The organism is Exiguobacterium sp. RIT341 (genome assembly GCF_000632205.1).
Lineage (GTDB): Bacteria > Bacillota > Bacilli > Exiguobacteriales > Exiguobacteriaceae > Exiguobacterium_A.
Genome location: NZ_JFYW01000004.1, coordinates 1 through 14986, shown reverse-complemented (window position 1 = coordinate 14986; position 14986 = coordinate 1). Strand labels below are relative to the sequence as shown.

Annotated in this window: 14 protein-coding genes, 2 tRNA genes, 3 rRNA genes, 1 other RNA gene and 1 other annotated feature; of the genes, 3 read left to right on the top strand and 17 right to left on the bottom strand. The window is 47.1% G+C overall.

Annotation, left to right across the window (positions count from 1 at the left end; translation table 11 throughout):
- The 7 genes from BW42_RS08930 to tadA all read right to left on the bottom strand — a co-directional run.
- Window positions 1-615 (bottom strand): 16S ribosomal RNA (locus BW42_RS08930); the annotation flags it as partial.
- A 332-nt stretch (window positions 616-947) separates the two neighbouring features.
- Window positions 948-1166, bottom strand: coding sequence for a YaaL family protein (locus BW42_RS08925; protein WP_035409914.1), 219 nt, complete (start codon window positions 1164-1166; stop codon window positions 948-950).
- A complete protein-coding gene (gene recR, locus BW42_RS08920) occupies window positions 1163-1762 on the bottom strand; it encodes a recombination mediator RecR (RefSeq protein WP_023469882.1) in 600 nt (199 codons plus the stop codon). The genes BW42_RS08925 and recR overlap by 4 nt, the downstream gene beginning before the upstream one ends.
- A gap of 18 nt (window positions 1763-1780) precedes the next feature.
- Window positions 1781-2101 (bottom strand): YbaB/EbfC family nucleoid-associated protein, encoded by a 321-nt coding sequence (locus tag BW42_RS08915; RefSeq protein WP_029343040.1) that lies wholly within the window; start codon window positions 2099-2101, stop codon window positions 1781-1783.
- A gap of 18 nt (window positions 2102-2119) precedes the next feature.
- On the bottom strand, window positions 2120-3805 hold the full coding sequence (gene dnaX / locus BW42_RS08910; protein WP_035409912.1) for a DNA polymerase III subunit gamma/tau: 1686 nt from the start codon (window positions 3803-3805) through the stop codon (window positions 2120-2122).
- Window positions 3806-3900: 95 nt separating this feature from the next.
- An RNA gene (gene ffs / locus BW42_RS16175) (signal recognition particle sRNA large type) lies at window positions 3901-4167 on the bottom strand.
- A gap of 48 nt (window positions 4168-4215) precedes the next feature.
- Window positions 4216-4722 carry a tRNA adenosine(34) deaminase TadA gene (tadA, locus tag BW42_RS08905; protein WP_035409909.1) on the bottom strand — a complete coding sequence of 169 codons (507 nt, stop codon included), beginning with the start codon at window positions 4720-4722 and terminating at the stop codon, window positions 4216-4218.
- A gap of 108 nt (window positions 4723-4830) precedes the next feature.
- On the opposite strand from tadA, the gene BW42_RS08900 reads away from it, so the two are divergent.
- Window positions 4831-5460, top strand: coding sequence for a deoxynucleoside kinase (locus tag BW42_RS08900; RefSeq protein WP_035409906.1), 630 nt, complete (start codon window positions 4831-4833; stop codon window positions 5458-5460).
- Complete coding sequence (locus BW42_RS08895) at window positions 5457-6134, top strand: deoxynucleoside kinase (protein ID WP_023469877.1); 678 nt, start codon at window positions 5457-5459, stop codon at window positions 6132-6134. Before BW42_RS08900 ends, BW42_RS08895 begins: the two co-directional genes overlap by 4 nt.
- Before the next feature lie 73 nt (window positions 6135-6207).
- Here BW42_RS08895 and BW42_RS08890 read toward each other — a convergent pair whose 3' ends face one another.
- From BW42_RS08890 to pdxS, 7 genes are all read right to left on the bottom strand, one after another.
- Window positions 6208-6672, bottom strand: a complete 465-nt coding sequence (locus BW42_RS08890; RefSeq protein ID WP_035409903.1) for a DinB family protein — start codon at window positions 6670-6672, stop codon at window positions 6208-6210.
- A 102-nt stretch (window positions 6673-6774) separates the two neighbouring features.
- A tRNA-Ser gene (locus BW42_RS08885) sits at window positions 6775-6864 on the bottom strand.
- Between the two features lie 35 nt (window positions 6865-6899).
- Window positions 6900-6990, bottom strand: a tRNA-Ser gene (locus BW42_RS08880).
- A gap of 136 nt (window positions 6991-7126) precedes the next feature.
- Window positions 7127-8404, bottom strand: coding sequence for a serine--tRNA ligase (gene serS, locus BW42_RS08875; RefSeq protein WP_035409899.1), 1278 nt, complete (start codon window positions 8402-8404; stop codon window positions 7127-7129).
- Between the two features lie 61 nt (window positions 8405-8465).
- Window positions 8466-8673, bottom strand: a binding site (T-box leader).
- A 12-nt stretch (window positions 8674-8685) separates the two neighbouring features.
- Window positions 8686-9921, bottom strand: a complete 1236-nt coding sequence (locus BW42_RS08870; protein WP_035409897.1) for a D-alanyl-D-alanine carboxypeptidase family protein — start codon at window positions 9919-9921, stop codon at window positions 8686-8688.
- Window positions 9922-10012: 91 nt separating this feature from the next.
- On the bottom strand, window positions 10013-10591 hold the full coding sequence (pdxT, locus tag BW42_RS08865) for a pyridoxal 5'-phosphate synthase glutaminase subunit PdxT (RefSeq protein ID WP_035409895.1): 579 nt from the start codon (window positions 10589-10591) through the stop codon (window positions 10013-10015).
- A complete protein-coding gene (gene pdxS, locus BW42_RS08860; protein WP_035409893.1) occupies window positions 10585-11472 on the bottom strand; it encodes a pyridoxal 5'-phosphate synthase lyase subunit PdxS in 888 nt (295 codons plus the stop codon). The genes pdxT and pdxS overlap by 7 nt, the downstream gene beginning before the upstream one ends.
- A gap of 116 nt (window positions 11473-11588) precedes the next feature.
- Here pdxS and BW42_RS08855 point away from each other — a divergent pair, with 116 nt between their 5' ends.
- Window positions 11589-12992, top strand: a complete 1404-nt coding sequence (locus tag BW42_RS08855; protein WP_035409890.1) for a PLP-dependent aminotransferase family protein — start codon at window positions 11589-11591, stop codon at window positions 12990-12992.
- 42 nt (window positions 12993-13034) lie between these two features.
- On the opposite strand, the gene guaB is transcribed toward BW42_RS08855, so the two are convergent.
- The 3 genes from guaB to BW42_RS08840 all read right to left on the bottom strand — a co-directional run.
- Window positions 13035-14501, bottom strand: coding sequence for an IMP dehydrogenase (gene guaB / locus BW42_RS08850; protein WP_035409917.1), 1467 nt, complete (start codon window positions 14499-14501; stop codon window positions 13035-13037).
- 151 nt (window positions 14502-14652) lie between these two features.
- Window positions 14653-14768, bottom strand: a 5S ribosomal RNA gene (gene rrf / locus BW42_RS08845).
- 48 nt (window positions 14769-14816) lie between these two features.
- Window positions 14817-14986: ribosomal RNA gene (locus BW42_RS08840) — 23S ribosomal RNA — on the bottom strand; the annotation flags it as partial.

Genomic DNA, 14986 nt, shown 5'->3' with positions numbered 1-14986 from the left:
CTTAAAAGGCCGCCTGCGCGCGCTTTACGCCCAATAATTCCGGACAACGCTTGCCACCTACGTATTACCGCGGCTGCTGGCACGTAGTTAGCCGTGGCTTTCTCGTAAGGTACCGTCAAGGTACGAGCATTTCCTCTCGTACGTGTTCTTCCCTTACAACAGAGTTTTACGATCCGAAAACCTTCATCACTCACGCGGCGTTGCTCCATCAGACTTTCGTCCATTGTGGAAGATTCCCTACTGCTGCCTCCCGTAGGAGTCTGGGCCGTGTCTCAGTCCCAGTGTGGCCGATCACCCTCTCAGGTCGGCTATGCATCGTCGCCTTGGTGGGCCGTTACCCCACCAACTAGCTAATGCACCGCAAGGCCATCTCAAGGTGACGCCGGAGCGCCTTTCATCAGCGGACCATGCGGTCCGTTGAACTATCCGGTATTAGCTCCGATTTCTCGGAGTTATCCCAATCCTTGAGGCAGGTTCCTTACGTGTTACTCACCCGTCCGCCGCTCATTCCACTGCCTTCCCTCCGAAGAGTTCCGTCAGCTTCCTGCGCTCGACTTGCATGTATTAGGCACGCCGCCAGCGTTCGTCCTGAGCCAGGATCAAACTCTCCATGAAGTGTTTGACTTGCTCGTTGTGTGACCGAAGTCACGATTGACGAAGCTTGCGCTTCATTCGTTTTTGTATTCCGTAGAATACGATTTTTGCCTCATCGTTCAGTTTTCAAAGTTCGTCCGCGCCTGTTTTGGCGACTCAATTAGAATACCAAGTCTGAAACAAGAAGTCAACAACTTTTTTGAAATTGTTTTTTACTTGTTTGCCGTAAGCGCTCGTCCTCTTAAGGACATGAATTAATATATCACGATAATTAGTTAGGCGCAACTACTTTATTAAAATAACTTATAGTTTTTTTAGAGCATGTAAAAACCGCAGACAAGAATGGCTGCGGTTTACTTCATCATCAATGAGACGCGTCTTCTTTTTGCTTCGCTTATATAGAAGAAATACAGTGATTCCGCTAACTTCATTTGTGCTTCTAAATCACCATAGTCATCATAGCTGATTTCTAGAAGATGGCGTTTCATCAAATAATCTTCTTTTGCTTTTGCTAATTCTTCTAACAAACGATCGTCGTACTCACTGCGAATCTTCTTTCGAAACCAACTCATAGTTCGCGACGTCCCTCCATTGCACGAGATAACGTCACTTCATCTGCGTATTCAAGATCTCCACCAACCGGAAGACCATGGGCAATCCGAGTGATCCGAATACCCGTCGGTTTTAAGAGACGCGATAGATACATCGCTGTCGCTTCTCCTTCGATGTTCGGATTGGTTGCTAAGATGACTTCCGTAATCGCTTCGTCCGCTTGAAGACGTGTCAGTAGACTAGATACATTGATATCCTCTGGACCGATCCCTTCCATTGGACTGATCGCTCCATGTAAGACATGGTACAACCCTTGGTAATCTCGCATCTTTTCCATTGCAATGACATCCCTTGAATCTTGGACGACACAGACGATCGTACGGTTTCGGTGTTTATCTGTACATACATAACAAGGATCTTGATCCGTGATATTCCCGCAGACGCTACAGTAGGCAATATCGCGCTTCGCACTGACCAATGCCTTTCCGAACATCAAGACATCGTCTTCTTCCATATCAAGGACATGAAACGCTAGACGAACTGCTGTCTTCGGACCAATCCCCGGTAGTTTTGTAAAACTTTCGATCAAACGACTAATCGCTTCAGGATATTGCAAGTGGTTTCCTCCTACGAATTAAAACATTCCCGGCAGATTCATACCTTGTGTGAATTTCCCCATTTTACTTGAGACGAGTTCATCGACTTTCTTCAAAGCATCGTTCGTTGCAGCTAAGACGAGATCTTGAATCATTTCAACGTCATCTGGATCAACGACTTCTTCTTTAATGATGACATCTACGATATTTTTATGACCATCGGCGACGACTGAGACCATTTCTCCTCCTGCTGTACCTGTCACTGTCAAATCTTTTAATTCTTCTTGTGCTTTCGCCATATCCTTTTGCATTTTCTGCATCTGTTTCATCATATTATTCATGTTTCCCATTCCGCGCATCTGTATTCCTCCTCGAATTTAATCTTCGAACTCTACGATATCACCAAAACGACCAAGCGTCTCAGACAATAACTGATCGCTCTCCGATTCTTGTTTTGTTTCCTTCTCTTCTATACTACTACTATTTCGCTTAGCAACAAACTCTGCCTTCAGTTCATGCCAATCGTTTGAGAGAATCGCTAAAATTTCGCGTTTGACGCCGCATATTTCATATAATGCTTCCTCAATCACGAAACGTGTTCGTTCATTGGTCATGACTTGCTCGAAATGCCATCCCTTACCGTCATCGAATTCGATCAATAGCGTATCCGCAGAGCAGAGAACCGGTTTACTTTCATGAAGCAACGAGTAGATTGGTCCATCTTCTTTTAGAATCCACTTTAGGATATGATCCCAGCGTTCCTGAATCTCACGCAACTGGGCTTTTTCTGCTCGTTCTAGCATTTGGCGAATCCGCTCTTTGGCGATTCGAACGGTTGGTCGTCCTTGTTTCCGCTTCGGCTGCGCTTGTGGTGCAGCCGCTTCTTGAGCTGGAACACCATTCGACTTCCACTGATGCATCTGTTCCTTCATTTCGCGGACTTCCTGCTGCAACGCTTGGACGATCTGCCCCGTCGTTCTTCCTTGTTCCGCGATTTGAATGAAGGCAATCTCAACGAGGACCCGCGGATGATTCGTCAACCGCATCTGTTGTTGGCAGTCATGTAACTGATCAATGATCGTAAAGCATGTCTCTGCTTCAATCGATTCAACGAATTGTTTGAACTCATCCGTCGGGCGAGCACGCTCTAGCAAGTCGACAGCTGTAGGAGAGGCTTTCAATAATAAGGTGTCTCGGTAAAAGAAGACAAGATCCTCAACGAAACGTTTTAAATCTTTTCCCGCTCGTTGCATCGTCTCAAGCGTCTGTAACAACTGGTCGACTTGATGTTCATGCAAGGCACGGGCAATGTTTAGTAATGCTTCATCTTCTACTGCCCCTGTTACTTCAAGAACAGCAGCATCGTTCAAATCACCGTTTGAAAAAGCAACCGCTTGGTCGAGTAGACTCAGTGCATCACGCATGCCACCATCCGCTGCACGGGCAATCAATCGTAAGGCCGTATCCGAATACTCGATCGATTGATCTTTTAAGATATATTGCATTCGTTCTACAAGTTGATCGACTTCATGCCGCTTTACATCGAAACGTTGGCAGCGGGAGATGATCGTCGCTGGGATTTTATGTGGTTCGGTCGTTGCTAAGATGAAGATGGCGTGTGCCGGCGGTTCTTCTAGTGTTTTAAGCAGTGCATTAAAGGCACCTGTCGACAACATGTGTACTTCATCAATGATATAGACTTTATAGGCTGCTTCTGAAGGGGGATATTTGACTTTATCCCGGATTTCCCGAATCTCATCTACGCCGTTATTGGAAGCGGCATCGATTTCGAAGACGTCTGGACTTGATCCTTCCGTGATCGCAAGACACGTGGGGCACGTATTACACGGTTCTTTGACCGGAGCATGCTCACAGTTGATCGCTTTAGCGATGATTTTGGCAAGACTCGTTTTTCCCGTTCCACGAGGACCCGAAAATAGATAGGCGTGGGACATGCGTCCCTCCATCAATGCATTTTGGATCGTACGGGTGATATGCGCTTGTCCAACGACTTCGTCGAAACGTTGCGGACGGTATACGCGGTATAGTGCTTGATAGGCCAAGTTTGCGCCTCCTCTTTTTAAGTTCCTCATTCTATTTTACCTAAAAAAGTCTACAACCGAAACCGGCTGTAGACTTGTCTTTAAAAATTAAACTGCCGCGCACCATATTCTGAAATATGTTCAACATGCGTTACTCACGCAGCCTGCTCAGTCCAAGCACCCCTGCAACACACAGAGAGCACCACTTAAGGCTGCTTCCTTCCGGACCTGACCTGGTTCATGGGTATCTGTTGCGCAGGACTCAAACGTCAACGCTACTTACGTGAGGCAGACCACACCAATCATATCCCTCGACATGGAATTCAGTCTCGCTATAGCGGATTGCGAGTGACAGGGAACCGCTACATCCCCACCTAGCACGGCAAATGGTTTATCGATTTTTAGTGGCACCTTGTTTCAGTGCTTTTTCATTATACTGTTTCATCTGGTGTGATGCAACCCATTGCCCGCTTTCGTGCTTTCTTTTTCGCACGTAGTTCCCGAAAGAACGTCGTTAGCATCTCCCCACACTCTTTTTCTAATATACCGCTCGTCAACTGTGAGACATGATTGAACCGATCGTCTTGCACCAAGTTCATCAGTGTTCCACAACATCCACCCTTCGGATCGACGGCACCAAAGATGACATGTTCGATCCGTGACAGCATGATGGCACCCGCACACATCGGACACGGTTCGAGTGTCACGTAGAGCTCACACCCTTCAAGTCGCCAGTTCCCGAGCTTTCGGCAAGCTTCCTCAATCGCGATCAACTCGGCATGTGCCGTCGCCTGTTGATCCGTTTCCCGGTGATTGTAACCCGTCGCGATGACTTCATCGTCTTTGACAATGACACATCCAATCGGAACTTCTCCGATCTGTTCTGCCTTTTTTGCTTCTTCGATCGCAAGTCGCATATAGTGTTCCTGTCGTTCCATCGATGATACTCCTCACTCTAAAAAAATTCTCCTTTTGAAACTTCAGCAAGTCGTACTTCTTTGTGCTAAAATATAAATTGCACTTTGCTGAACGGAGGGTCATTGTATATGTTCATAACGGTTGAAGGACCGATTGGTGTAGGCAAAACATCACTTGCGAACGCCATCAGTCACCATTTCTCTTTTTCTATGTTACGCGAAATCGTCGAAGAAAATCCCTTTCTTGGAAAGTTCTATGAAGATATCGAAGAATGGAGCTTCCAGACGGAAATGTTCTTCTTGTGCAATCGCTTCAAACAACTCGATGATATCGAACGTCATTACCTCAGTAAACAACGCTCTGTCGTTGCTGATTACCATATCTTTAAAAACTTAATCTTTGCACACCGCTCTCTCAAGGTAGAGCACCTCGAGAAGTACCAACAAATCTATTCGATCCTGACGACGGACATGCCGAAACCGGATGCTGTCATCTACTTGAACGCAAGCATCGACACCTTGATGAAACGTGTTGCGCTACGCGGACGAGAAATCGAAGAAAATATGTCACGTGCTTATCTCGAACAATTGGCAGAGGATTATGAGACATTCGTCACGGAATATCAAGCCAAACATCCGGAAGTCAAAATCATCCGTTTCGACGGGGATGCACTCGACTTCGTCAAGCGACCGGAAGATCTCGAGTACGTCTTGACGACGATCCGGAACGAATTATATGAAGGAGCGAACCACGTATGAACTTGAAGCTACGCGAAAAATACAATATCCCGGCAGATGCCGTCATTACGATCGGCGGTATGGTTGGGATCGGTAAATCAACGATCACAAACGGATTGGCAGATGCCCTTGGTTTCCGGACGTCACTCGAAAAAGTCGATACGAATCCTTACTTGGATAAATTTTATCATGATTTCGAGCGCTGGAGCTTCCATCTCCAAATCTATTTCCTGGCTGAACGCTTCAAGGAGCAAAAACGGATTTTCCAATACGGTGGTGGTTTCATCCAAGACCGTTCAATCTATGAAGATACAGGAATCTTCGCTAAGATGCATTTCGAAAAAGGAACGATGTCTCCAACGGACTATGAAACGTATTCAAGTTTATTTGACGCGATGGTCATGACACCATTCTTCCCACATCCAGATCTTTTGATCTATCTCGAAGGTTCGTTCGAGCAAGTCCTTGAACGGATTCGTCTTCGCGGACGTGAGATGGAGCAACAGACTCCAATCGAATATTGGGAAGAGATGTATGAACGCTATACGAACTGGATCAACAACTTCACGATTTGCCCGGTACTCCGCTTGTCAATCGACGAATACGATTTACTGAACGAGCCAGAATCGATCGATCGGATTCTCGCGAAGATCGAAAAACAACTTGAAGTTGCGCGCATTGCCAATACACGATAACTGATCAGATCTGCCTCTTAGGCAGATCTTTTTTTGTGCAAAAAAAGGAGACGCGTCTCGCATCTCCCTCCTATTAACCAATCACTTGATTGATCTGTTCCATATGGTGTAAATCATGTTGAGTCATCGCTCCGAGGAACTGACCAATCGTCAACTCTTTGTCTTTAATGACGACCTTGTCCTGCAGGCGATCTTCTGGAATCAATTCGACTGCACGGCGCAATAAGTCACGGCTGACTAAAAACTCATCAATCGTCAAGATCCGTTGTTGCTCACGGCTCATCTTCGCTGCTTCATCATTGACGGCTTGGCTATCCGGCGCAACACGGAATGGTTCACCCGCGAGCAAGTACGGAATACGCTCTGCGACCATGAAACGATCCCATGGTGATAAGTGACCAATGATCTCAGCAACCGTCCACTTACCTTCCGCATACGATGTCCGCCATGCTTCTTCTGAAATCTGTTCTAAGTCTTTTACATATGTCATCGTCATCGCATAATGCGAAAGCAACGATTCTTTTGTTTGTTCGTTCATTTCGTCCACCTCTTCTTCGTTTTTCACGTAGGCAACCATAGCATGCACGAAGAAATCGATGCAACAAAAAAGCACCTCAGAATTGAGATGCTTTATAAAAAGCGGAGTCGGTGGGATTCGAACCCACGCGAGCCTTGCGACCCCTAACGGATTTCGAGTCCGTCCCCTTCAGCCGGACTTGGGTACGACTCCATGATTATATTTATTTTTTGGTCAAAAAATAAAAATGGAGGAGGCGGTGGGATTCGAACCCACGCACGGCTTTCGCCGCCTGACGGTTTTCAAGACCGTTCTCTTAAACCACTTGAGTACGCCTCCGTACTTCTTACCAGATCATGATGACCTGTCTGTTTTCCTGACATTAATTATGATAGCATCTGCCTTTTAACGTGTAAAGACCTTTTCTAAAAAAACTTTTTAAAATACAGAAAGGGGGATTACTCCCCCTTCTGACTTAAGCTTGAATCACTTCAAGACCACCCATGTATGGACGAAGTACTTCTGGAATAACAACTGATCCATCCGCTTGCTGGTAGTTCTCTAAGATCGCAGCAACTGTCCGACCGACTGCAAGAGCAGAACCATTCAACGTGTGAACGAATTCTGGTTTCGCGTTCGCTTCGCGGCGGAAACGGATTTGCGCTCGGCGTGCTTGGAAATCTTCAAAGTTTGAACAAGAAGAAATTTCACGGTAGACGCCTTGACTTGGCATCCAGACTTCGATGTCGTATTTCTTCGCAGCCGTGAATCCAAGATCAGCTGTACACATGCTCAATACTTGATACGGCAGTTTCAGCTTTTTCAAGACTGTCTCTGCTTGTCCCGTTAACAATTCAAGTTGCTCGTAAGATTCTTCTGGTTTGACGAAACGAACGAGTTCAACTTTATTGAATTGGTGCTGACGGATCAAACCGCGCGTATCGCGTCCGGCAGAACCAGCTTCTGAACGGAAACATTGGCTGTATGCGGCATAGCCGATCGGTAACTGATCAGCAGTCAGGATTTCTTCGCGGTGCATGTTCGTCACTGGAACTTCTGCTGTCGGTACAAGGAAGTAGTTCGTCTCTTCAATCTTGAACGCATCCTCCTCGAATTTCGGCAGTTGTCCTGTTCCTGTCATTGAATCGCGGTTGACCATGAGTGGCGGCAAGATTTCTGTGTAGCCGTGCTGATCTTGATGGAGATCCATCATGAAGTTGATCAATGCCCGCTCAAGACGTGCCCCTGCCCCACGATAAAAGACAAACCGGCTACCTGTGACCTTTCCAGCACGCTCTACGTCAACGATCTTTAATTGCTCCATCAAATCCCAGTGCGGAACCGCTTCGAAATCAAACGCTGGTTTATCACCGACTTCACGGATGACGACATTGTCATCTTCAGAAGAACCGACCGGTACGCTGTCATGTGGAATGTTCGGAATACCGAGGAGAAGTTGATTCAATGTCGCTTCGACGTCACGTAATTCGTCGTCAAGCGTCTTGATCTCGTCCCCGACACTACGCATCGCAGCAATCGCTTCATCTGCATTCTCTTTATTGCGTTTCAGTTCAGCGATTTTTTTCGTCGCTTCATTTCGTTCTGCTTTCAACACTTCTGTCCGCGCAATCAGTTCTCGACGCTTCTCATCAAGTGCAAGGAAACGGTTCATGTCCGTCAAGTCCTCTCCTCGGTGCGCTAACTTTTCTTGAATGGCGTCAAAATCTTGGCGTAATCGTTTAATATCAATCATCTGCAATTCCTCCTTTATGTCATAAAAAAAGGCGACTCGTCTCTTTCCGGTATTCCTACCGAAAAGGGACGAATCACCTGGATCCGCGTTGCCACCCTCATTGCTAGACACATCTAGCCAACTTAAGACGCGATAACGGGCGTACCCGCACCTTGTTCGCAAGGTGTGCGATCCGGCTCGATTCAATCCATCGATCTGACTAGTTCACACCACCCACTAGCTCTCTTAACAGTATCGATACATCTACTTGGTCCGTTCATAGCATCTTTATGAGATTAGTCTTACTTTACACCATCGTCTTGGAAGTTGACAAGAGCCGATTGTTGAATCGCTTGTTCAATTTGCTTCGACCAAGCCGTCCAAGCGCGGACGAGGCGTGTCGGAACACTCGCAAGTGGAACGGCAGTTGCGCTATACAAATTCACACGCGGTGTCTCAAAACCTGGTAGATAGACCCCATCGTCCGCGACCTGTACCGTACCGACGACTTCTTGTTTCGTCACAGGAGCTGTTGTTTTTGAGAAGTCGAACCGTGGTTCCCGCGTCTTCGCTTGTTTTAAGACCGTGATGTATAACGAACCGTCCGTGACGACGTCTAACTGCCGGACGGTTGCCCCTTTAATCGGAAGAGCGTCTTTGATCCGTTCCCCTTTTCCGTAATACGTCAACGGCTCAAACGTCGCAAAACCATAGTCGAGTAGCTTTTTCGTTTCCTTGAAACGGGCTTGATCGGAATCCGTTCGCATGACGACCGTGACAAGTGTCATATTATCCCGCGTCGTTACGCTCGCAAAGCAGTAACCTGCTAAATCGGTCGTTCCTGTCTTCATCCCCCGCATGCCAGCATATGCGAATTTTTCCTTCGCTAGCATCTTATTCGAGTTATTCAAGACCTCTCCATCAAGTTTCATCTGTGTTTTATTCGTCACATCCAGTACATCCGGATAATCCTTGATGTAGCGGATGACGAGTAACGCGATATCCGTCGCTGTCATCAGATTTGTTCCTGGAAGCGTCGCATCGACAGCATCTAGACCAGAGGCATTCGCATACTCTGTATCATTCATCCCGAATAACTTCGCTGTCTCATTCATTTCTTCAACGAACGTCGCCTCTGAACCGGATACCGTTTCGGCTAGCATGACGGCTGCATCATTGGCTGATTTAATGAACGCCGCGTTATACATCTCACGAACCGTATACGTTTTTGCTTTAACGGGAACACGAGCGATGCCGGACGTGTTCGCAAGCTTTAATACTTTTGCACTCGGTTTGATTTTTTGATCCCACGTCAGCTTTTTTAATTCGATTTGTCGTCGAACGAGGTAAAGCGTCATCAGCTTTGTCATCGAAGCCGGTGGTAGAGAAACATCCGCTTCCGATTGAAGGAGGATTTTTCCTGTGACCGCATCGGCCATTATGTAAGACTCTGCTTGAATCGAAGGTGCCGCTTGTCCAGTTGTAGGAAAACCTACGACCAGCAGGACACTTAAACAGAGTAGCAAGATTCGTTTCATCGTGTCTCTCCTTCACTCAATCATTCATTTTACAAATAGTGTAGCACAAAAGAAGCACCCGACAGTAGAACCTGTCAGATGCTTCCACGCTCTATAGACGGACGGACTGCCGCTGTTTAATCTTTTGTAAAAAATACTGATGTAAGCGATCGTCCTCTGTCAATTCAGGATGAAACGAACATGCTAGATGAAGCGATGTCTCGACGGCGACAATCTGTTCTTCGACCGTTGCGATAATATGTGTTCCTTCTCCGACAGATAGAATCAATGGCGCTCGAATGAAGACTGCCTCAATCGACTCCTCAATTCCTTCAACCGGTAGCAATCCTTCAAATGAATCGATTTGTCGACCGAAAGCATTCCGACGGACCGTCATCGAAATCGCGTTGAGATGACTCTGACCTGCTTCGACAGCGGTTGCGAGTAGAATCATTCCGGCACATGTTCCGAACATCGGTAACGTCGTCGCTTTTTCCCGAAGCGGTTCCAGCAAGGCATAACGCTCAATCAATCGACGCATCGCGGTCGATTCGCCGCCGGGTAAGACGAGTCCATCCAGTCTCTCGAGATCACTCGCATGTTTGACGAGAACGACCTCTACACCAAGACCTTCAAGTTGCTGTTGATGTTCGCGGACAGCACCTTGAACATCAAGAATACCGATTACCATCCGCGTGTCGCCATCCGTTCTTCAAACGGCATCGACGTGACATCGATTCCCTTCATTGCTGTTCCGAGCCCTTTGGATAAAGAGGCAATCCGTCCAAAATCATCTTTATACGTAACCGCTTCAACAATCGCGCGAGCCACACGTTCTGGGTGTTCTGATTTAAAGATCCCCGATCCGACGAAGACACCATCTGCCCCTAAATGCATCATGAGAGCGGCATCAGCTGGTGTCGCAACTCCTCCGGCTGCAAAATTGACGACTGGTAGACGTCCCTGTGTCCGAATATCTCGTAATACTTCGTACGGAGCACCCCACTCTTTCGCAAATGTCATCAATTCATCTGGACTGACATGCAAAATCTGATTCAATTGCGCTTGAATTTGTCGCATATGGCGAACGGCTTCGACGACGTTCCCAGTTCCAGGCTCGCCTTTCGTCCGAATCATCGCCGCTCCTTCGGCAATCCGGCGAGCGGCTTCCCCAAGATCACGTGCGCCACAGACGAACGGTACGGTGAACTCCGACTTCAGTAAATGATATTGCTCGTCTGCCGGAGTCAGTACCTCGCTCTCATCGATGAAATCGACCCCCATCGATTCAAGGACACGCGCTTCGACAATATGACCAATTCGGCATTTTGCCATGACGGGGATCGAGACTGCCCCAAGTACTTCTTCCGTGATCAACGGATCTGCCATCCGTGCCACACCTCCGTCACGACGAATATCCGACGGGACACGTTCGAGTGCCATGACTGCAACAGCTCCTGCTGCTTCCGCAATCTTTGCTTGTTCCGCATTGACGACATCCATGATGACGCCACCCTTTTGCATTTCAGCCATTCCACGTTTGACACGATCCGTTCCTTGTTGACGTTCCATATCCATTCCCCCTTGGTTGACTTTCACCCCTTTAGTATACGGAACGTTGACACTTTTAAAAGTATCAGTTTATGATGATTTCAACAGGTCAGTTTATTATGAAGGAGTCATACGAGATGGACATGCTATCATTTCAACTTACACGCGATCAAGAGAAACCTCTTTATGAACAACTTTATCAACAGATCCGAAACGAAATCATCGCCGGACGTTTAGCGTACGGCACAAAATTGCCTTCTAAACGAAAGCTCGGTCAATTCTTGAACTTAAGTCAAACGACGATTGAGCTTGCTTATCAACAACTTGTCGCAGAAGGTTATGTCGAATCCATCTCGCGTAAAGGGTATTTCGTTCTTGCCTATGAGGAACTTGCTTACGTCAAAACCTCACCCGTCATCGAACCGCGTGTGACTAAAGAAAAACCGGTCATCACGTATGACTTTCATCCAAGTAAGATTGAAGGGATCTCTTTCCCGTTCACCCGTTGGCGAAAGTATGCCAAAGACATCATAGATACCGATCACCATCCACTCGTCTCGCTCGGTCATCCGCAAGGCGATCTAACGTTGCGCGAAGAGATTGCGACTTATCTCTATCACTCACGTGGTGTCGTCTGTTCTCCGGAACAGATCGTCGTCGGTTCAGGTATCGAGCAACTGTTGCCCATCGTTCTTTTCTTACTAGGACGAAACGTCACGTACGGCATCGAAGATCCCGGTTATCATACGACACGCCTCTTGCTTGAAAATCATGAACGAATGATTGAACCGATTCGTGTCGATGCGAATGGATTACGCATCGATCAACTGCAGGAATCAAATGTTGATGTCATGTATGTCACACCGGCACATCAGTTTCCGTCCGGTAGCATCCTGTCCGTCAATCGAAGACACCAGTTGTTGAACTGGGCGGCGATGGATCCGACCCGTTTTATCATCGAAGACGACTACGATAGCGAATTCCGCTATAGCGGTAAATCGATCCCGTCTTTGCACAACATGGACAGCAATCGTGTCATTTATATGAGTACCTTCTCAAAATCGCTCATGCCTTCACTACGGATTGGTTATATGGTCTTACCGGAAGTCTTACGCGCACAGTATCAAGCCGAATTATCCCATTATACTTGTAGTGTCTCACGCTTTGATCAAACGATCTTGACACGTTTCATGAAAGAGGGCGACTTTGAACGACATCTCAATCGGATGCGTAAAGTCTATCGTCGTAAACTAGATGTGCTGATCCAATCGCTTCGCCGGATCCCTGCCTTACGGTTGACTGGCGAAAGTGCTGGACTCCATGTTGTCGTTTCCGTAGCGAACGGAATGACGGAGCAAGAGCTAGTAAAGCGGGCACAACAACAAGGCATCCAAGTATACGGTCTCTCTCAATACGCCCAGTTACCGCTTCTCTCCAATACGCCTCAAATCGTTCTTGGATTTGCGAGTCTCTCTGAGCATGAGTTGACGGAAGGATTACAATTATTGATAGACGCATGGAATCTGCATAGATCATCATAAAAAAAGCCTCACCTTTCTGCTAGAGAAAGACGAAGCTTTTGTTTATTGACGTGTGTAGTTAGAGGCTTCTTTGGTAATTTGAATATCGTGCGGATGGCTTTCTTGCAAACCAGCGCCCGTCATACGGATGAACTGTGTCTCTTCACGCAATTCTTCTAACGTCGCAGCACCACAGTATCCCATACCTGAACGAATACCACCAACGAGTTGGTACACTGAGTCACCGAGTTTACCACGGTAAGCGACCCTTCCTTCGATTCCTTCTGGAACGAACTTCTTGTCTGCTTCTTGGAAGTAACGGTCTTGGCTACCGCGTTTCATCGATGCTTCAGAACCCATACCACGGTACGTCTTGAATTGACGTCCTTGATAGATTTCCATCTCACCTGGGCTCTCTTCTACTCCTGCAAGCAAGCTTCCGAGCATGACAGCGTGACCACCAGCAGCAAGTGCTTTCACGATATCGCCAGAGTACTTAATGCCACCGTCAGCGATAATCGAAACGCCGTGTTTACGTGCTTCTGTCGCACAATCGAAGACGGCTGTGATCTGTGGTACACCGACGCCTGCAACAACACGTGTCGTACAAATCGAACCAGGTCCGATACCGACTTTAATGACAGATGCGCCGGCTTCAATCAAATCGCGTGTTGCTTCTGCAGTCGCAACGTTGCCCGCAATGATTGGTAAGGTTGGATATTCTTCACGTAATTCACGTACCTTGACGAGAACACCTTCTGAGTGACCGTGAGCTGTATCGACGACGAGTGCATCAACACCTGCATCGACCAGGAACTTCGCACGTGTTGAAGCGTCTTTCGTCACACCGACAGCTGCTGCGACAAGTAAACGACCAAATTGATCTTTCGCAGCATGTGGATACTGTTCGACTTTTTCGATATCTTTTGTCGTGATTAATCCTTTTAACACACCGTTCTCATCAACGAGTGGTAACTTTTCGATGCGATGCTTGTGGAGAATCTGTTCTGCTTCTGCGAGGGACGTACCAACTTTTGCTGTCACGAGTTCTTCTGTTGTCATTACTGTTTCAATGACAGTCGAATAATCCTTAACGAAACGAAGATCACGGTTCGTCAAAATTCCTACTAATTTACGCTCTGTTTCGTTGTTAACGATCGGAACACCTGAGATGCGGTACTTACTCATCAAATACTCAGCATCGTAGACTTGACGCTCTGGCGTTAAATAGAACGGATTCGTGATGACACCATTTTCAGAACGTTTGACGCGATCGACATGTTCTGCTTGTTCTTCCATTGACATGTTCTTATGAATGACACCAAGACCACCTTGGCGTGCCATTGCGATTGCCATCGGAGCTTCTGTGACTGTATCCATCCCAGCACTGATCAACGGAATATTAAGTGTGATCCCTTCACATAGCGTGACAGATAAATCAACGTCGCGCGGTAAGACACTCGAACGACGGGGTACGAGTAAGACGTCATCAAACGTCAAACCCTCTTTAGCAAATTTGTTCTCCCACATGTTATCCACTCGCTTTCTCTTTTATAAAAGAATATTGATGTTATGGTAACAAGCAGAGGGTGTCATGTCAATGACTCGACCAATAATCAGAACAGTCTGAAGTTTCACATAACACAAAAAGACCGACCTGCAATCTGCAGATCGGTCAAGTGCCTGGCAACGTCCTATCCTCACAGGGGGAAGCCCCCAACTACTTTCGGCGTTCAAGTGCTTAACTTCCGTGTTCGGCATGGGAACGGGTGTGACCACTTGGCTATCGTCACCAGACGATCGGGCTCGCGCCCTCAAAACTGAAGTCATCAACAATGCATCTGCTAGAACAAGGCCTCGACCGATTAGTATCACTCAGCTCCACATGTCGCCATGCTTCCACCCGTGACCTATCTACCTCATCGTCTCTGAGGGGTCTTTCTTGATTACTCAAAGGGAAATCTCATCTTGGAGGGGGCTTCATGCTTAGATGCTTTCAGCATTTATCCCGTCCG